General features: G+C 68.1%; 12 protein-coding genes. 6 read left to right on the forward strand and 6 right to left on the reverse strand.

What is annotated here, in order from left to right; translation table 11 throughout:
- The first annotated feature begins 235 nt into the window (after positions 1-235).
- Complete coding sequence (locus tag CFB43_RS24210; protein WP_089496889.1) at positions 236-1,732, forward strand: FAD-dependent oxidoreductase; 1,497 nt, start codon at positions 236-238, stop codon at positions 1,730-1,732.
- A gap of 101 nt (positions 1,733-1,833) precedes the next feature.
- Here CFB43_RS24210 and CFB43_RS24215 read toward each other — a convergent pair whose 3' ends face one another.
- Positions 1,834-3,498: an acid phosphatase gene (locus tag CFB43_RS24215; RefSeq protein ID WP_089496890.1), complete on the reverse strand. Its 1,665-nt coding sequence runs from the start codon at positions 3,496-3,498 to the stop codon at positions 1,834-1,836.
- A 482-nt stretch (positions 3,499-3,980) separates the two neighbouring features.
- On the opposite strand from CFB43_RS24215, the gene ftsH reads away from it, so the two are divergent.
- Positions 3,981-5,963 carry an ATP-dependent zinc metalloprotease FtsH gene (gene ftsH, locus CFB43_RS24225; RefSeq protein WP_089498123.1) on the forward strand — a complete coding sequence of 661 codons (1,983 nt, stop codon included), beginning with the start codon at positions 3,981-3,983 and terminating at the stop codon, positions 5,961-5,963.
- 83 nt (positions 5,964-6,046) lie between these two features.
- Entirely contained in the window at positions 6,047-6,514 is a 468-nt protein-coding gene (locus CFB43_RS24230; protein WP_089496891.1) for an OsmC family protein, read from the forward strand.
- 16 nt (positions 6,515-6,530) lie between these two features.
- Here CFB43_RS24230 and otsA read toward each other — a convergent pair whose 3' ends face one another.
- The 3 genes from otsA to CFB43_RS24250 form a co-directional block, all read right to left on the reverse strand.
- Positions 6,531-7,937: an alpha,alpha-trehalose-phosphate synthase (UDP-forming) gene (otsA, locus tag CFB43_RS24235; protein ID WP_089496892.1), complete on the reverse strand. Its 1,407-nt coding sequence runs from the start codon at positions 7,935-7,937 to the stop codon at positions 6,531-6,533.
- A 662-nt stretch (positions 7,938-8,599) separates the two neighbouring features.
- A complete protein-coding gene (locus CFB43_RS24245; protein ID WP_089496894.1) occupies positions 8,600-10,219 on the reverse strand; it encodes a methyl-accepting chemotaxis protein in 1,620 nt (539 codons plus the stop codon).
- A gap of 468 nt (positions 10,220-10,687) precedes the next feature.
- On the reverse strand, positions 10,688-12,766 hold the full coding sequence (locus tag CFB43_RS24250; RefSeq protein ID WP_256990116.1) for a TonB-dependent receptor: 2,079 nt from the start codon (positions 12,764-12,766) through the stop codon (positions 10,688-10,690).
- Between the two features lie 587 nt (positions 12,767-13,353).
- Here CFB43_RS24250 and adhP point away from each other — a divergent pair.
- Positions 13,354-14,382 (forward strand): alcohol dehydrogenase AdhP, encoded by a 1,029-nt coding sequence (adhP, locus tag CFB43_RS24255; RefSeq protein ID WP_089496896.1) that lies wholly within the window; start codon positions 13,354-13,356, stop codon positions 14,380-14,382.
- A gap of 51 nt (positions 14,383-14,433) precedes the next feature.
- Here adhP and CFB43_RS24260 read toward each other — a convergent pair whose 3' ends face one another.
- Together CFB43_RS24260 and CFB43_RS24265 are read right to left on the reverse strand one after the other, a co-directional pair.
- Entirely contained in the window at positions 14,434-14,865 is a 432-nt protein-coding gene (locus CFB43_RS24260; RefSeq protein ID WP_089496897.1) for a MarR family winged helix-turn-helix transcriptional regulator, read from the reverse strand.
- Complete coding sequence (locus tag CFB43_RS24265) at positions 14,862-15,779, reverse strand: alpha/beta hydrolase family protein (RefSeq protein ID WP_089496898.1); 918 nt, start codon at positions 15,777-15,779, stop codon at positions 14,862-14,864. Before CFB43_RS24265 ends, CFB43_RS24260 begins: the two co-directional genes overlap by 4 nt.
- A 301-nt stretch (positions 15,780-16,080) precedes the next feature.
- On the opposite strand from CFB43_RS24265, the gene CFB43_RS24270 reads away from it, so the two are divergent.
- Positions 16,081-17,046 (forward strand): ABC transporter substrate-binding protein, encoded by a 966-nt coding sequence (locus tag CFB43_RS24270; RefSeq protein WP_179254893.1) that lies wholly within the window; start codon positions 16,081-16,083, stop codon positions 17,044-17,046.
- A gap of 52 nt (positions 17,047-17,098) precedes the next feature.
- Positions 17,099-18,193, forward strand: coding sequence for an LLM class flavin-dependent oxidoreductase (locus tag CFB43_RS24275; RefSeq protein WP_089496899.1), 1,095 nt, complete (start codon positions 17,099-17,101; stop codon positions 18,191-18,193).
- Positions 18,194-18,259: the final 66 nt, after the last annotated feature.

Consider the following 18,259-nt stretch of genomic DNA (forward strand, 5'->3'; position numbering starts at 1 on the left):
AAGCCGTGGCGGCGCGATGGCGTATGGATGCGATTCGCTACGGCAACGGTGGAGTCGCCGCGCGCCGATCCCGCTTTACGCGCTTCGACTTCAACCGGACGAGAGACGGACGTGCGCGTTGCACGCGCACCGTCGTACGTCCGCCTCGGCAACGGGGCCCGCAGCAACGTCCGCGTCAGTCCCTCGCCACCTCCATCGCTTTGCGCAGATTTCCCCAAACGCTGACCCATTCCTCATGTCATCCGACTATTCCCTGACTCACCCCCTGAATACCCGCGACGTGCATCGTTGGGACGCCGAACACGATGTCGTGATCGTCGGCTTCGGCGCGGCCGGCGCCTGCGCGGCGATCGAAGCCGCGAGCGCCGGCGCCGACACGCTGATCGTGGAGCGCGCGTCGAGCTTCGGCGGCACGAGCGCGCTGTCGGGCGGCGAGATCTACCTCGGCGGCAGCGGCGGCACACCCGCGCAACGGCAGGCCGGCTTTACCGACGACACCGAGGATCTGTACCGCTACCTGATGCTGGCCGGTGGCCGCGACGCCGACGAGGCGAAAGTGCGCCTCTACGCGAACGACAGCCTGGCGCACCACGACTGGCTCGTCGCGCAGGGCCTGACCTACAAGAACACGTTCGTCGCCGAGCGGATCGTCGAACCGGAAACCGACGATTGCCTGATCTGGTCGGGCAGCGAGGAAGCCTGGCCGTTCAGCGAGGCCGCGAAGCCGTGCCCGCGCGGGCACACGCCGCAATGGCCGGGCTGGGGCGGCGGACAGATGCTGATGCGCGTGCTGGCCGAACGTGTGGCGGCGCTCGGCGTCGCGACGCGCTACGACACGCGCGCGCTCGCGTTGATCGTCGACGACGGCGGCGGCGTACGCGGCGTGGTGCTGCGCGCCTATGGCGAGACGGCATTCGTACGGGCGCGTCGCGCGGTGATCCTGTGCGCGGGCGGCTTCGCGATGAACCGCGACATGGTGCGCCGGCACGCGCCGCAGTTCCTGCGCTCGGACGAACCGATCGGCAGCCCCGGAGACGACGGCTCGGGCATCCTGCTCGGCCAGAGCGCGGGCGGCGCGGCGATTCACATGGATCAAGGCTTCGTCAGCCTGCCGTTCTACGCGCCCGAAGCGCTGATCAAGGGGATCTTCGTGAACGCGCGCGGCCAGCGTTTCATCAACGAGGACGGCTATCACGGTCGCACGGGCCATCACGCGTTCCATCAGGCCGACGACCGGATCTACCTGCTCGTCGATCAGGCCACCTATCGGGAGCCGCCCGCGATCGCGCGGATCGGCATCGCGGCGGCCGGCGAAACGTGGGAGGAAGTCGAACGCGACCTGCAGATGCCGGCCGGCACGCTGACGGCGACCGTCGACGTCTACAACCGCCATGCGGCCGACGGTGCGGATCCGCTGTTCCACAAGGCGAAGAAATGGCTGCAGCCGCTGATCGAGCCGCCGTTCGTCGCGCTCGATTGCCGGATCGACTATGCGTTCTATCCGCACTTCACGCTCGGCGGCCTCGATACGCTGCCGACCGGGCAGGTGGTCGATGCAACACGCGCGCCGGTGCCGGGGCTCTACGCGGCGGGCCGCACGACCTGCGGGCTGCCGCGCTGGGGCGCCGGGTACAGCTCTGGGCTGTCGCTGGCCGACGCGACGTTCTTCGGGCGGCAGGCAGGGCGTCACGCCGCGCAAGCGGGGTGCGACGCAGTGCGCCGCGCCGCGTAGCGTTTCCAGGCGCGCAATGAACGACGCCCCGGGCAATCGCATTGCCCGGGGCGTCGTCGTTTCAAGCAGCCAGGCGGCCGGCCAGTCAGGCCAGTCGACCCTTAACCGAGATCGAGCGCATTCGTCAGATCACCCGGCGGCGTCGCACCGCGCGCGGCGAACGCCTTGTTGCGTGCAACCACGCCGTCGAGCGGCGCGAGCCCGTGCACGCGGCTGATGAAGCGCAGGATCGAGTTCGTGTCGTACAGCGTGTGATCGACGAAGCCCTTCTTCGCGAACGGCGAGATCACAAGCGCCGGAATCCGCGAACCCGGCCCCCAGCGATCGCCTTCCGGCGGCGCGACGTGATCCCACCAGCCGCCGTTCTCGTCGTGCGTCATCACGATCACGGTGTGGTCCCATTGCGGCCCGCGCCGGATATGGTCGATCACGGTCGCGATGTGACGGTCGCCCGATTCGATGTCCGCGTAGCCCGCGTGCATGTTCAGGTTGCCCTGCGGCTTGTAGAACGTGACGGCCGGCAGGCGGCCCGCGTCGATGTCGGCGATGAAGTGGTTGGTCGACGGCTCGTCGCCGAGCCCCGCGTCGCGCAGGTGCTTGCGGCGCGCGTCGGTGCCCGGCGCGTAGTTCGCGAAATAGTTGAACGGCTGGTGGTGGTACTGGAAATCGGGCACGGTGCCCGTGTCGCGATGCTCGAGCGCGTATTGCCATGCGCCGCTGTACCACGCCCAGTCGACGTTCTTTTCCGACAGGCGGTCGCCGATCGTCGCATAGCCCTGCGGCGGCATCACGCGATGGTCGGCCGGATCCGCATACGCGGCGTTGCCCGGATCGGGCGGCGGCACGTAGCTCGGCTGGTACGGCGGCGCCATCGTGTTCACGCCGTAGCCGTCCGGCGTCAGCGGGCCGTCGGCCACGAACTTCGGCGGGCCGTCGAGCGCGGACGCGGGCGAATTGTCGGCGAGCTTCAGGCGCGTACCGGTTGGATCGTCGCCTTCGACCTTCGACAGCAGCTTCGCCGCATGCGGATGCTTGTGCGCGTCCGGATACAGCGGCGGCTGTGCGGAGATCAGGAACATGTGGTTCATCCATGACCCGCCGAAGGCCGCCATGAAGAAGTTGTCGCACAGCGTGTATTGCCGCGCGAGATTCCACAGCCGCAGCGTGTCGGCCGAATTGCGGTAATGACCCATCACGAGGCCGCCCGAATCGGCCCACGCGGCGAACTGGTTGTTGCGGCCGGCCGCGATCTGCATCTGGTTCTGGTAGAAGCGGTGCCACAGGTCGCGCGTGATCACGCTGTTGGGCAGCGGGTTGCCCTGCGCGTCCTTGATCAGGAACGGCGCGTTCGGCAGCTTGTCGATGTCGCGCTCGGCGATCGCGTAGCGCTTGCCGTCCACTTCCTGTGCCTGCGGCACGAGCCCGCCCCAGATCTTCGGCAGCACGGGCAGCGGCGTCTTGCCGTCGCGATCGAGCTGCTGCGCGTGCTCGGGGCGCACCTCGCTAAGCGGATGGCGCACGCCCGGAAAATCGCCGTACAAGTTCGCGAAGCTGCGGTTTTCCGCATAGATCACGACGATGTGGCGCACGCGCTGGCGCAACGCTTCGTCGATGCGCAGGTCGGCAGCCGAACGCGGCGCGCTGCCTGCGGTGGTTTCACAACCGCTGAGCGCGACACCCGCACCGAGCGCGGCGAGGCTGCCGAGCACGCGGCGGCGGTCGGGATCGGCGGGAAAGTCGTCGGGGCGATCGGGGGTGTCGTTCACGTCGTGGGTTCCTCGAATGGGCGGGTGGACGGGGGCGTGATGCGCGGCGGCGTCGCACAGGCTGCCGCGCCGCGGGATGGAAAGCAACGGCCCCGGTGACGGATGGGCTGGCGCGATCCATCTGTCACAAAAATGTCACGAACGCGACTATAACGCGGCAACGGGGGCGGATGAAAGGTGTTTGTCGGACGATTCGACGCGCGTCCCGGGCCATGCGCGACGCCCGCGCGCGAACTAGACTGGATTCAGGGGCGGCGCGTCGCAGCGTGCTGCCCGGGCGAGGATTGCCCGGCGGCGCCGGCCGACGGCGTCGCCGCGGAGCCATTTGATGCGACGAACGAGGCGATGAAGCGAGGCGACGATGGCGCGCATGAATGCCGCTTCCGCATGGCCGCCGATGGCGCGCGCCGGTTGCGCGCGTGCCCGCACCCGTCCGCCGTGCCGCGCAACGCAAGCGTAGCGCGCACGTCCGGCCCGACGCCATGGACAGGAAATTCGACTACCCGGGATTGCTGATCGCGGCGGGCTTCTTCGTGCTGTTCGCCGCGCAGTTGCTGATGCTGCGCCCGACGTCGGCACCGATCGCGTACAGCGATTTCCACCAGCTCGTCGCCGCCCGGCTCGTCGACGATCTCGAAGTCGGCCCCGTATCGATCTCGGGCACGCTGAAGATGCCGCAGGCCGGCACGATGCTGCCGGCGTCCGAAGCCGCGGCCGTGCGGCAGGCCGGCGCGCCGTGGCGCTTCACGACCAACCGCGTGACCGACGAGCACCTGACCGACACGCTGACCGCCGCCGGCATCCGCTATCACGGTGCGTCCGACACGAGCTGGATCGCATCGCTGGCGTCGTGGCTGCTGCCGCTCGTGCTGTTCGTGTTCATCTGGAATATGATGCTGCGCCGGCGCGGCGGGCTGCAGGATTTCACCGGGATGGGCAAGAGCCGGGCGCGGGTGTACGTGCAGCAGGAAACCGGCATCACGTTCGACGATATCGCGGGCATCGACGAAGCGAAGGCCGAGCTGCAGCAGCTCGTCGCGTTCCTGCGCAACCCCGACCGTTACCAGCGGCTCGGCGGCAAGATTCCGAAGGGCGTGCTCGTGGTCGGCGCGCCGGGCACCGGCAAGACGCTGCTCGCGCGCGCGGTGGCCGGCGAGGCGGCCGTGCCGTTCTTCTCGATCAGCGGCTCGGCGTTCGTCGAGATGTTCGTCGGCGTGGGCGCGGCGCGCGTGCGCGACTTGTTCGAGCAGGCGCAGCAGAAGGCGCCGTGCATCGTGTTCGTCGACGAGCTCGATGCGCTCGGCAAGGTGCGCGGCGTCGGCCCGATGTCGGGCAACGACGAACGCGAGCAGACGCTCAATCAGTTGCTCGTCGAGATGGACGGCTTCCAGGCCGGCTCCGGCGTGATCATCATGGCCGCGACGAACCGGCCCGAGATCCTCGATCCCGCGCTGCTGCGGCCGGGCCGCTTCGATCGCCACATCGCGATCGACCGGCCCGACGTGAATGGCCGAAGGCAGATCCTCGGCGTGCACGTGAAGCGCGTGAAGCTCGCGGCCGACGTCGATCTCGGCGAACTCGCATCGCGCACGCCGGGCTTCGTCGGCGCGGATCTCGCGAACGTCGTCAACGAGGCCGCGCTGCATGCGGCCGAACTCGGCAAGCCGGCGATCGGCATGGCCGATTTCGACGAGGCGATCGACCGCGCGTTGACGGGCCTCGAACGCAAGAGCCGCGTGATGAACGCGCAGGAGAAGCTGACCATCGCGTATCACGAAGCCGGCCACGCGCTCGTCGCGGAAAGCCGCGCGCATTGCGATCCGGTGAAGAAGGTGTCGATCATTCCGCGCGGTGTCGCGGCGCTCGGCTATACGCAGCAGGTACCGACCGAGGATCGCTACGTGTTGCGTCGAAGCGAGCTGCTCGACCGGATCGATGCGCTGCTCGGCGGCCGCGCTGCCGAGGAACTCGTGTTCGGCGACGTGTCGACGGGTGCGCAGAACGATCTCGAGCGCGCGACCGCGATGGCGCGCCACATGGTCATGCAGTACGGGATGAGCGAGAAGATCGGGCTGGTGACTTTCGATGACGGCGACACGCGTACCGGCATGCCGGGCGTATGGCATGCGGGCGACGGGCGCTGCAGCGAGCACACCGCGCGGATGATCGACGACGAGGTGCATACGTTGCTGACCGACGCGCATGCGCGCGTCGCGGCGACGCTCGGCGAACGTCGCGATGCGCTGGAACGCATCGCGCGCCGGCTGCTGCAATGCGAAGTGCTCGAACGTGATGCGCTGCAGGCGCTGATCGACGGGCGCGCCGAACCGCCGGCCGCCACGGCGTCGGTGCCGGCTCCGGACGACGCAGCCGGCGCACGCGGCGGCACGGTCGAGACAGAGCAGGCGTCCTCGATCGAGCGCGATTTCGTCGCGTACGGGCCGCCACGCGAACCCGAGCGCTGAAGATGCCATGAACCGGCGAGCGGCGCGCGTCGAAGCGACTGCGTGCCGTCATTCCTTTCCCCGTTGATCTCCACGGAGTCGCCATGAGCGAGGCGCACGTATCGGTCGATGTCGCGCAGCAGGCGCGGTTCTGTTTCGAAGTGGTATTCGCCGGCACGACGCTGGCACCGGTGCTCACCGACGAACCGCCGCCGCACGGCGACGGACGCGGGCCGAACCCGATCCGGTTGTTGGCCGCGGCCGTCGCGACCTGTCTCGCGGCGAGCCTGCAGTTCGCGCTGGAAAAGCAGCAGGTCGATCCGCAGCCGATTGCCGCGCACATCGACGTCGACATGGTGCAGAACGAGGCGGGCCGGGTGCGCGTGGGCGCGATGTCGGTACGGCTGTCGATCGGCAAGACATGGGCCGATCTCGCAGCCGCGACGCGCGTGCTCGATCAGTTCGATGCGTATTGCGTACTGACGGAGAGCCTGCGCGAAGGCATTCCGGTGTCGGTCGACCTGTGCGACGTGAACGGCGCGGCGCTCGAGCACGCGGCGACGGACGCGTGAGCGCGCGTCAGGTCGGTCAGGATTCGGTCGCGGCCGCGACTTCGGCCGCTTCGGCGAGCGCGTTGAGAAAGCGCGTGCGCCACCAGTGCACGTCGGTCTTGCGCACGATCGCCATCAGCGCTGCGTGGCGCTGGCGGCGCTCTTCGAGCGGCATCGTGAGCGCGCGCTGGATCGCCTGCGCGGTGCCTTGCGTGTCGTACGGATTGACGAGCAGTGCCGACTTCAACTGCTCGGCCGCGCCGGCGAAACGCGACAGCACGAGCACGCCCGGATCGGCGGCATCCTGTGCGGCGAGAAATTCCTTCGCGACGAGGTTCATCCCGTCGCGCAGCGGCGTGACGAGCGCGACGCGGCTCGCGCGGTAGAGACCCGGCAAGCGCTTGCGCGCGACGGTGCGGTGAATGTAGCGCATCGGCATCCATTCGAGTTCGCCGTAGTCGCCGTTGATCGCGCCGCACAGGCTGTCCATCTCGCGCCGCAGGTCGTCGTACGCGCCGAGATCCTCGCGGCTCGGCGCGGCGATCTGGATCAGCGTCGCGCGGTTGCGGTTCTCCGGATATTGCTCGAGCAACTGCCGGAACGCATTCACGCGCTGCGGCAGCCCCTTCGTGTAGTCGAGCCGGTCGACGCCGACCAGCAACTGGCGGCGCGAGTATTCATCGCGCATCCGCTCGAACATGTCGAGGCCGTCGCGATCGCGCGCGAGCGATTCGAACTCGTCGACGTTGATGCCGATCGGGAACGCGCCGGCCGACAGCGTGCGGCCGAACGCGCGCAGGCGGCCGTCGGGCAGCCGCGCGGCGCCGGCTTCCGCTTCGACGTAATGCTCGAAGTGAAGCAGGTCCGACTCGGTCTGGAAGCCGACGAGATCGTAGGCGAACAGCGAACGCATCAGCCATTCGTGTTCCGGGATCGCGGCCATGATCGGCGGCGGCGGCATCGGAATGTGCAGGAAGAAGCCGATCGGGTTCGTGCAGCCCATCGCGCGCAGCTCGGCGGCGAGCGGAATCAGCTGGTAGTCGTGGACCCAGATGGTGTCGTCGGGGCGCAGCAGCGTGCGCAGCTTGCGCGCGAACAGCTGGTTCACGCGCCGGTAGCCGTCGGCGAAGCGGCGGTCGAACTGCGCGAGATCGAGCCGGTAGTGAAACACCGGCCACAGCACGTTGTTCGAATAACCGAGGTAGTACGCGTCGTAATCCTGCGGATCGAGATCGATCGTCGCGAGCTGGATGCCGCCGACGTTCTGGATCTGCACCTCGTCGCCGTGCGCAGGCTGGTCGTCGCCGCCGCGTAGCCTCCCGCTCCAGCCGAACCAGACGCCGCCGGATTCCTGCAGGCTGTCCTTCACGGCGACGGCGAGCCCGCCGGCCGCGGCTTTACGGGGATCTGCAATGCGATTGGATACGACGACGAGTCGGCTCACCAGCTCTCCTGACGATTGTTGAGGGAAAGGTTCGTGCGGCCGTGGCGCGAGAAGCAGACGCCGCCATCGATGCGCGGTGCGCGCAGAACGATGGGGCCGCAATGCGATCGGACGGGAATCAGGGCACGCGATTCGCCGTTCGAACGGGGAGTGCTTTTTTAAGCATACTCGTCATTCGGCTGTTTTAAAAGTCTGCATCGGCGAGCGATGCGCGTGCGAATGCAGCGCGATCTCCATGTCGGCGGTGTGGCAACGTGAGAAACATGCGCGGGATCGAAACTTGCGCAGCGCTGCCGATTCAGCGCGCGGCGCGTGATGCGCAAGCGCGCACGTCACGCGCGATCGAGCGTGACGATGGGCATTTCATGACGTGCGCCCGTGGCCCGCGCCGGTCGGTGGCAGCAACCGGCGATGCCGCGGCTGCGACGACGCGCGAGCGGCACCGAGCGGCGCGTAGGCGTGCCGCGCATGCGTGACGCGAATCGGCGAAGCGCGACGTCGTGCAGGCGAACCGGCCGCGCCGGACGGCGACGATACGCAACTGCACCGCGTGCCGCGTGCGGCCGCGCTTCGCGCGGGGCGCGCAAGCGTGACGCAGGCGGATCGGCGGAACAGCGGGCGCATCGTCGTCCCTTTGCGGTATCGGTTACGCAGTTCCGTGGCTATACAGTGGCCGGTTGCCAGTGATGCGTGGCGGGCTCATGCGCGTACTCGCCGGGCGACGCCCCGTGCGTGCCGGACGGCATCCGGAACGCGGCCACCGTTTCGGACAGCTCGCGGCCTTGCGCCTCGAGCGACTTCGATGCGGCCGCGGCCTGCTCGACGAGCGCCGCGTTCTGCTGGGTCGTCTCGTCCATCTGCGTGATCGTCAGGTTCACCTGGTCGATGCCGCGGCTCTGCTCGGCCGACGCGGCCGCGATCTCGCCCATGATGTCCGTCACGCGCGCGACGGCCTGCGTGACGTCCGACATCGTCTTGCCGGCTTCGCCCGCGAGTTCGGAACCGTCGCGGATCGTCTGCACCGACGCGGAGATCAGTTCCTTGATCTCCTTCGCCGCCGTCGACGAACGTTGCGCGAGGCTGCGCACCTCGCTTGCGACCACCGCGAAGCCGCGCCCCTGTTCGCCCGCACGCGCGGCTTCGACGGCCGCGTTCAGCGCCAGGATGTTGGTCTGGAACGCGATGCCTTCGATGATGCCCGTGATGTCCGCGATCTTCGACGAGCTGTGGCCGATCTCCGTCATCGTGTCGACCACGCGGCCGACCACCGCGCTGCCGCGCTGCGCGACGTCCGATGCGTTCGCGGCGAGCGAACTGGCCTGTTGCGCGTTCTCCGCGTTCAGGCGCACCGTCGACGTGAATTCCTCCATCGTCGCGGCGGTTTCCTGCAGCGACGCGGCCTGTTCCTCGGTGCGCTGGCTCAGGTCGAGGTTGCCCGATGCGATCTCGCTCACCGCATGCGCGATGCTGTTCGACGAATCGCGCACGCGGCCGACGATGCCGATCAGCCGCTCGTTCATCGTTCGCAGCGCGTCGAGCAGATCGCGCGTCTCGTCGTTGCCGCTCACGTCGATGCGGCTGCCGAGGTCGCCGTTCGCGACCGTGCGCGCGACGTCCACGGCCGAGCCGATCGGCACCGTGATCTTGCGCGTCAGCCACAGGCCGCCGGATGCCGCGACCACGACCGCGATCAGGCAGATGCCGGCCAGCAGGTTGCGTTCCATCGCATAGCGATCCGCGAACTGCTGCGCGATCGCGAGCTCGCGTTCATGCGTATAGGTTGCGTATGCATCGGTTGCGCGCACCAGTTGCGCGAGCAACGGCCGGCAGTTGTCGTCGATGTCGGCGATCGCCTCGTCCTTCTTGCCGGCCTGCGCGAGCCCGACGATGCGCAGGGCGACGGGCCCGTAGCTGCCTTCGATGCGCACGATGTCGGCCACCAGTTCGCGCGCGCGATCGGAGGTGTCCGTCGCGTTCGCCATCAGGTCCTTGAGCTTCGCGAGGTGATCCTGCACGTCCTTGTGCGCCTGGTTCACCTCGGCCAGTTCGAGCTCGACGTCGGACGGCTTGGTCACGAGCACGAGGTTGCGCGCGGCGATCGCGCGCCGGTCGACCGCGGTGCGGATTTGCGCGGAAACGGTCGCCCGCGCATTGATGCCGTTCATGTAGCGGGAAAATTCGGCGTTGGTATCGGATAGCGCCTTGAGTGCCATGCCCGACACGATCACGACGACCGCGGCGAGCAGGCCGAAGCCGCCAAGGAGTTTTGTCTTGATGCTCATTCTGGCGATTTTCACAGTGTGCCTCTGTGCGTGTGGTTGACGAATTGAATTTATTGTTCGACCAGATACGGGCTCGTGTCGGCATTAACGGGTATACGGGATGATTCTTTACCCTTCGAAAACCCTGATATTAGTTTTTTTAGCGCTGGAATCGTTGCCAGGCGGGCGTTCCTGATTTTGATCAAAAATCGGCGGAGTGCCCGTGATTAAAAGGTTTATATGTGGAATTTGAAACCGGTTTTCGTAGGTGAAACAAAAGCACTTGTTTTGATAATAATTGTCTGATGAATCTGTTTCGATTTATGGATGAATATCGGGAATCGATTTGTATTTAATTGGGGAGGGAACCGGTGAGCGTCGCCGGCGAATGCCGCACGATTGGCGGTTATCGCGGATCAACGGAAACTCGCGACGCAGGGAGGGGCGCCGGAGAGAGGCCCGCGGCGGGCGCCGCGGACCACGAGAGGGTCAGAACGTGGTGCGCAACCCGGCCATCACGCTGCGGCCGCCCTGTGGCGCGAAGCCGCGCACGACCGAGGTCGAATAGCGGATTTCCTGGTTCGTCAGGTTGTCGCCGCGCAGGTACGCGAGCCAGTGCGTCGGGCCGACGCGGAACTTGTACGTCAGCATCACGCCGAGCGACGTGTAGCCGTCCGTCGAGAAATCGTTGTCGGGCACGCGATGCTGCGACCACGCGTGCGTGACCTGCGCACGCGCGCCGAACGGGCCGTAACCGTAGTCGGCCGCGAGCGTCGCGCGCAGCGGTGCGATACGCGGCAGCGGCTGGCCCGTGTCGACGTTGCGCGCATGCGTGTAGTCGGCGGTCAGTTCGAGGTCGACCGTATGGCCGCGCCGCGCGAACGCACGCCACTTGCCGTCCAGCTCGATGCCGTAGAACTCGGCGCGCACGCCGCGATAGATCGCTTCGTTGAGCGCGCCGTCGGTGCCGGGCGCGACGGGCTCGTCGTCGCCGTTCACGACGCGGCCGGTGTTGTACTCGGTCAGGTAGTTCGAGAAGCGGTTGTAGAACACGCCGACGCTGCCGCGATTCGGCCCGCTCGCGTAGCGCAGCGACAGGTCGGTCGACACGGCCTTTTCCTTCGACGCGTTCGGGTTGCCGATCAGGAACTGGCCGGTCGCATCGTGCGGGCCGTTCGAATACAGCTCGTAGAAGGTCGGCGCGCGTTCGGTGTACGCGACGTTGGCCGCCACCGACCACACGGGCGTCAGCGAGAACAGTGCGCCGGCCGACAGGCTGCCCGCGTTGAATTCGCGCGGCTGCGCCCCCGCGAATTTCTCGACGCCGGCCGGATCGGGATCGACCTTCACGTGCTCGAAGCGGCCGCCGAGGCTCAGCTTCAGCGCCGGGACGACCTGCCATTCCTCGAGGCCGAACAGCGCGACGCTGTTGGTGCGCGTGGACGGCACGAGCAATTCGTCGCCGAGTGCGGAGAACGTGTTCTGGCCGAACTGCACGCCGATCGCGCCTTCGAACGGCCCGATCTTGCGGTGCGTTGCCTCGATGCGGGCCTCGTAGCCGCGATTGCGGAAGGTGGTCGCGGTTTCGCCGTTGTTGACTTCCTTGTGACGGTAGTCGGTGTACGCGAAGTCGAATTTCAGCTTCGTGAACGGCCCGCTCAGGTTGCGCACCTCGGATGCGAGCGCCAGGCGCTCCTGGCGCATCCGCAGCCGCACGTCGCTTTCCGCGACGGAGCCGTAGTTCGATTCGTAGCCGCTGTAGGACAGGCCCGCGAAGCCGTCCGCCCACGTGTACGACGCGCCCACCGCGCCGCCGTGCACGCGGCCGTCGCTGTTCGGTACGTTGCCGTACGGCTGCGGCGCGTCGGGGCCGTCGATCGCGCGTTGCGCGCTGCTGCGCGCGTAGCCGGGAATTCGCAGCTTGCTCGTCTCGCGGTCGAACGCATCGACGTGGAACGCGAAGCGGCCGTTGCCGCCTTCGACCTGCGCGGCGCCCGCGCGCACCGAGTTCGCGCCGCCGTAGCGCGCGTCGAGCGCCCCCGTCACGCCCTGGATCGCTTCGCGCGGAATCCGGTTGTCGATCGTGTTGACGACGCCGCCCACCGCATTGCCGCCGTACAGCAGCGCGGCCGGGCCGCGCACGATCTCGACGCGTTCGATCGACAGCGGGTCCTGCGGCACCGCATGGTCGTACGACAGCGACGACGCGTCGTACGCCGCGACGCCGTTCTGCAGCAGCCGGATCCGGTCGCCATCCATCCCGCGGATGATCGGGCGGCCGACCATCGGCCCGTAGGTGGTGGTCGACACGCCGGGCAGCCCGTTCAGCGTTTCGCCGAGCGAATCGGCCTGGCGGCGCGTCAGCGCATCGCCGGAAAGCTGGGCGGTCGGTGCGATCAGTTCGTTGTCGCCGAGCGGGTTCGCGGTCACGAAGATCGGGGCGAGCGTGGTGGTCGGCGGCGTGCCGGACCCGGCGGGCGGTTCGGTCTGCGCGTGCGCGACGGCGGCGAACAGCATCAGCGAAAGGGACGAGAGCGGGCGAAGCGGTAGACGAGGGAGGTCGCGCATGGTCGGTGAATCGGTTGGAATCGGATCGGATAACGAGCGATGCAGGTCACGGCTGGATACGATATATTGTTGCGTCTGCGACGCGCAGTGACCCCGTTGGAACATCGCTCGGCGAGGCTCGGCCACCCACAGTGGAACGGCGACAGGCGGACGAGCACGCGAAATGATATGTTATATCATTTCAAAATCCAAGCCGAATGGCGGGATCCTGTCGGGTTTCTGGCGGATGGGGGGAATGGCGGCGGGAGCGGAAACTGCCTGCGCGGTGTTCGGAGCGATCGCCTGAACCGGATGACGCGATGCGCACGCCGACGGCCGATGCGTTGCCGATACGCTGGCCAGGTGCGTGCTGCCCGCGTTCGGTGTTCGTCGAAGCGGCCCGCCCGAAGCAGCCCTGCGCTGATCGATGCTGCGGGCGCGGACCTCCGCTCCTGAGTCGGGAGCCAGCGCGATTCCGCGTCGCGCGACGGTGCGACGCCTTGTAGCGGTGGCCATCGCCGTGCATTGCCTGCGTGTTGATGCGTATCAACGTCGTTCGATTCCGGAACCGGATACTGGATCGCTCATCGACCAGGCAGGAGCGACCTATGACCCAAACCATGAAAGCGGCCGTCGTGCACGCATTCGGCGAACCGCTGCGCATCGAGGAAGTGCCCGTGCCGACGCCGGGGCCCGGCCAGATCCTCGTCAACATCAAGGCGTCGGGTGTGTGCCATACCGACCTGCACGCGGCCGATGGCGACTGGCCGGTCAAGCCGACGTTGCCGTTCATTCCGGGGCATGAAGGCGTGGGCGTCGTCGCGGCGGTGGGCGCGGGCGTCACGCACGTGCGCGAGGGGGATCGCGTGGGCGTGCCGTGGCTCTACACGGCCTGCGGCCATTGCGAGTACTGCCACACGGGTTGGGAAACGCTGTGCCACGGCCAGCAGAACACCGGTTATTCGGTGAACGGCAGCTACGCGGAATACGTGCTGGCCGATCCCGACTACGTCGGCCATTTGCCCGCGCAGGTTGCGTTCGACGAGATCGCGCCGATCCTGTGCGCGGGTGTCACCGTCTACAAGGGCATTCGCGTCACCGATACGCGCCCGGGCCAGTGGCTCGCGATCTCCGGCATCGGCGGCCTCGGGCACGTGGCCGTGCAGTATGCGCGTACGATGGGCCTGCACGTCGCGGCCATCGACATTTCACCCGACAAGCTCGCGCTGGCGCGGCAGCTCGGCGCGGAACTGACGATCGACGCGTCGATCGACGATCCGGCCAAGGTGATCCAGAAGGAGATCGGCGGTGCGCACGGCGTGCTCGTCACGGCCGTGTCGCGCAGCGCGTTCGCGCAGGCGCTCGGGATGGTGCGGCGCGGCGGCACGGTGGCGCTCAACGGCTTGCCGCCGGGCGATTTCCCGTTGCCGATCTTCTCGACCGTGCTGAACGGCATCACCGTGCGCGGGTCGATCGTCGGTACGCGGCGCGACCTGCAGGAATCGCTCGATTTCGCGGCCGATGGCCTGGTGCGCGCGCATATCCATCGCGACCGGCTCGGCAACATCAACGACGTGTTCGCAAAGCTGCGCGAAGGCAAGGTCGACGGGCGCATCGTGCTGACGGACATGCATTGACGTGATGCGCGCCGCGCACGTGCCGTCAATGGACCGACGGCACCACGCCGCTCAGCGCTCCGCCGGAAACCGCTCCTGCAACGCATGCAGCCAGCGCGCGACGACATCGAGTTCGTCGTCGGAAAACCCGTCGCACAGCTTGCCGTTGAGTTCGCGCAGCAGCACGCGCGCACGCTTGAGCGCGGCGTGGCCTTCATCGGTGAGATACAGGCGCGTCGCGCGGCCGTCATCCGAATCGGCGTGACGCGTAATGAGGCCGGCTTTCGCCATCCGGTCGGCGAGCCCCGTCATCGCGGACGGCGCGAGCTGCAGCGCGGCGCCGACTTCACCGATCAGTGCGCCATCCTGTTTCGCGAGACAGAACAGCGCGCCGGCCTGCGCGGCGCTCGCGCGCGTCTTGGTCTCCGCCTTGCGGTCGATCCAGCGCTGCACGCGCCGCTGGCCGATGTTCAACATGAAAAACAGTCGTCTGTCTTCGCTCAAGCTGGGTTCCCGGCTGCAATGGAAAGGGAGGGACGGCCCGCGGCGCGCGGCGTGTCGAGCGCCTGCGCGAGCCAGTCGGCCACGTCGGGCCACAGCACGGTGCCGGGGCGGCTGCGGAAGAAGCCCATGTGCCCGACCGGGCCGCTGCCCGCCGCGTGCGGATCGATCTGGCGGCGTTCGACCGTCGCGCGGGTCAGATAGCTTACCAGCAGCCCGATCGCAGGCGGGTTCGCCCACGGGTCGTCGTCGAAGCCGAGCGCGAGGATCGGCAACTGCTGTTTCGCGTAACGCTCGGCCGCGCCGAGTGTCGGATCGTCGAAGAAATAGTGCGGCAGCGTGGTCCAGCGGCTCCATTCGCGGAACACGCCGGCCGGCATGTCCTCGCCGAGCCCGAGCCGCTTGCCGGGCACGTAGCCGAGCAGCGCCGACATCAGCGGGCCGAGCACGCGCAGGATCAGCCGCACCTTCAGGCGTTCGGCCGCCTGCGTGATCAGCCGCGTGCTGCCCGCATGCGCGGCGACCAGCACGGCCGCACGCAGGTGCGGCGTCGCGGCGGACAGCCCGATCGCGTGCCCGCCGACGCTATGGCCGACCGCCAGCAGCGGCAACCCTTCGTACGCCTGCCGCGCCCACGCGGTCGCGGCGCCCACGTCCAGCTCCATCCAGTCGCGCATGCGGGCCTTCAACGCACCCAGGCGCGCGGGGCGAGACGCGCCGATGCCGCGATAGTTGTAGGTGAGCGCCGCGAAGCCGCGTTCGGTCAGGAAGCGCGCGAAGCCCGCATACAGCCGCTCCGGCACGGCCGTTGCCGGATGGATCAGCACCAGCGCGCGCGGCGGCGCGTCCGGCGACCACAGCGTGCCGTGCAGCGCGTAGCCGTCGGCGGCGGAAAACTCGATGGGCTCAGAGGTCATGGCTGTCCTCGTGACGGGTAGTTATTTCGTATGCGAAATATAGTCCGTGATTTATTTCGCGCACGAAATATCTGTCGAGGATTCATTCGAACCGGATTCCCTCGAGCGCGGCCGGCGGCATCCGGCGACACCTGCCTTGTCATAAAACATTTGCATCTTTGCATAGAAGAATATTGCGTTTGTTTCATGATGAGGATCGACGTATCTTCAGCGGTTCCATCCGTTCCGCCGGCCACCGTGCACGGCGGACCACCGGGCGCCGCTCTCGCGCGGCCGCCCGCCAACCCTCCGGGAGATCACGTTGTTGAGTCGAATCGTCACGGCACTCTTGCTGGCGCTTGCCGCGCAGCCGGGCATGGCCAAGGACACCGTCACGCTGCGCGTCGGTGAGCAGAACTACTTCAACATCCAGGCGTCGATGGAGGCGTCCGGCGTGCTGAAGGACCTGCCTTACACGATCGAGTGGAAGCATTTCCAGGCCGCGGCGCCCGTCGCCGAATCGCTGAACGGCAATGCGATCGACGTCGGCTTTCTCGGCGATTCCGCGCTGCTCACGCTGGCCGCGCGTGGCGCGCCGGTGAAGGTCGTCGCCGTGTCGCGGCAAAGCCTCGACGGCGTCGCGATTCTCGTGCCGAAGGATTCGCCGGTGCGCACCGTGGCCGACCTGCAAGGCAAGACCATCGCCGTCTGGCGCGGCGCGTGGAGCCAGCAGCTCGTGCTGCGCGCGCTCGAACACGCGGGCTTGCGCGCCGATTCGGTCAAGTACGCGTACCTGATGCCGATCGATGCGACCAACGCGCTTGCGAACGGCTCGGTCGACGCCGTGTCGCTGTGGGAGCCGTTCGTCAGCACGCTCGCGTTGCGGCAGGGCGCGCGGGCCGTGACGACCGCGCAGGGGCTGATGCCGGCGCTGAGCTTCGTCGCCGCGAACGAGCAGGCCGTCTCCGGCAAGCGTGCCGAGATCACCGATTTCCTGCGGCGCGTGGTGGCCGCGCGCCAGTGGGTCGACAACCATCCGCGCGAGTATGCGGACCTGTGGGCGAAGCGCGCGAAGCTTGAACCCGACGTCGCGTACCGCTGGCTCAACAATGCGAAGCAGCGCGTCGGCCCGGTCGACGAGACGGCCGCGAAGGACGCGCAGAACACGGCCGATTTCCTGCACAAGGCCGGCGTGATTCCGGTCGCGTACGACACGTCGAAGCTGCTCGACCGTTCGTATGCGGGCGCGTTCGCGGCGCCGGCGCAGAAGACGGCCGCCGCGCAGTAAGCGCGCCGCCTCCGCCGCGAATTTCGATCAAGTACCCCAAGGACATTCCGACATGCCAGTCGACATCATCGGCATGATCACCGCGACACCCGGCGCGGAGGTCGACGTACCGGGCGGCGCGGCCGTCCAGCCCGACTACGTGCGCCGCTTCGCGCAGGCGCACGAGGCCGCCGGCTTCGACCAGATCCTGGTCGGCCATTTCAGCAACGCGGCGGACGGTTTCATCGTCGCGTCGTTCGCGGCCGCCGCGACCGAGCGCCTCCGCCTCCTGCTCGCGCACCGGCCGGGCGTGATCGTGCCGTCGGCCGCCGCGCGGCAGATCGCGACGCTCGACGTATTCAGCGGCGGCCGGCTGGCGCTGAACGTCGTGTCGGGCGGCGACGATGCCGACCTGCAGCGCGACGGCGATTTCGCGCCGCACGATGCGCGCTACCGCCGCACCGGCGAATATCTCGATGTGCTGAAACGGATCTGGCAGGCCGACGCGCCGGTCGACCATGACGGTGCGTTCTATCGGCTGCGCGGCGCGTCGCCGGTCGTGAAGGGCGCGCAGCGGCCGCACGTACCGATCTATTTCGGCGGTTCGTCGCCGGCTGCGCTGGCGGTCGCGGGCGAGCATGCCGATGTCTACATGACATGGGGTGAGCCGCTCGCATCGGTGCGCGAGCAGATCGCACGCGTGCGCGAAGCCGCCGCGCCGTTCGGGCGGGCGCCGCGCATCAGCGTGTCGTTCCGGCCGATCGTGGCTGATACCGAAGCGGCGGCGTGGGAAAAGGCCGAGGCGATCCGCGAGCGCGTGCGCGCGGCGCGGCTCGCGAACGGCCAGCCGATCGCCGGCCATGCGCCGCAGAATGCGGGTTCGCAACGGCTGATGGCGGCGGCCGCGCAAGGCGACGTGCTCGACGAGCGGCTGTGGATGGGCGTCGCGAACCTGACCGGCGCGCGCTGGAATTCGACCGCGCTGGTCGGCACGCCCGAACAGGTCGCGCGGGCGCTCGGCGCGTATTACCGGCTCGGCGTGTCGACGTTCCTGATTCGCGGGTTCGATCCGCTGGACGATGCGCTCGATTACGGGCGCGAGCTGATTCCGGCGATTCATGCGCAGGTCGCGGAACTCGACCGGTATCACGCGGCGGTGACGGCGTAGGCTCCTGCAGCCAACGATGTTGCTTCGACGCGCCCCGGCATGGCCATCGTGGCATGCCGGGGCGAG

The sequence above is a fragment of the Burkholderia sp. AU15512 genome, from assembly GCF_002223325.1.
Lineage (GTDB): Bacteria > Pseudomonadota > Gammaproteobacteria > Burkholderiales > Burkholderiaceae > Burkholderia.

Excerpts from the sequence above, each read along its gene's own strand:
- CFB43_RS24250 (WP_256990116.1), bottom strand. The coding sequence starts at position 12,766 with ATGCGCGACCTCCCTCGTCTACCGCTTCGCCCGCTCTCGTCCCTTTCG.
- CFB43_RS24245 (WP_089496894.1), bottom strand. The coding sequence starts at position 10,219 with ATGAGCATCAAGACAAAACTCCTTGGCGGCTTCGGCCTGCTCGCCGCG.
- CFB43_RS24230 (WP_089496891.1), top strand. The coding sequence starts at position 6,047 with ATGAGCGAGGCGCACGTATCGGTCGATGTCGCGCAGCAGGCGCGGTTC.
- CFB43_RS24265 (WP_089496898.1), bottom strand. The coding sequence starts at position 15,779 with ATGACCTCTGAGCCCATCGAGTTTTCCGCCGCCGACGGCTACGCGCTG.
- CFB43_RS24275 (WP_089496899.1), top strand. The coding sequence starts at position 17,099 with ATGCCAGTCGACATCATCGGCATGATCACCGCGACACCCGGCGCGGAG.
- CFB43_RS24210 (WP_089496889.1), top strand. The coding sequence starts at position 236 with ATGTCATCCGACTATTCCCTGACTCACCCCCTGAATACCCGCGACGTG.
- adhP (WP_089496896.1), top strand. The coding sequence starts at position 13,354 with ATGACCCAAACCATGAAAGCGGCCGTCGTGCACGCATTCGGCGAACCG.
- ftsH (WP_089498123.1), top strand. The coding sequence starts at position 3,981 with ATGGACAGGAAATTCGACTACCCGGGATTGCTGATCGCGGCGGGCTTC.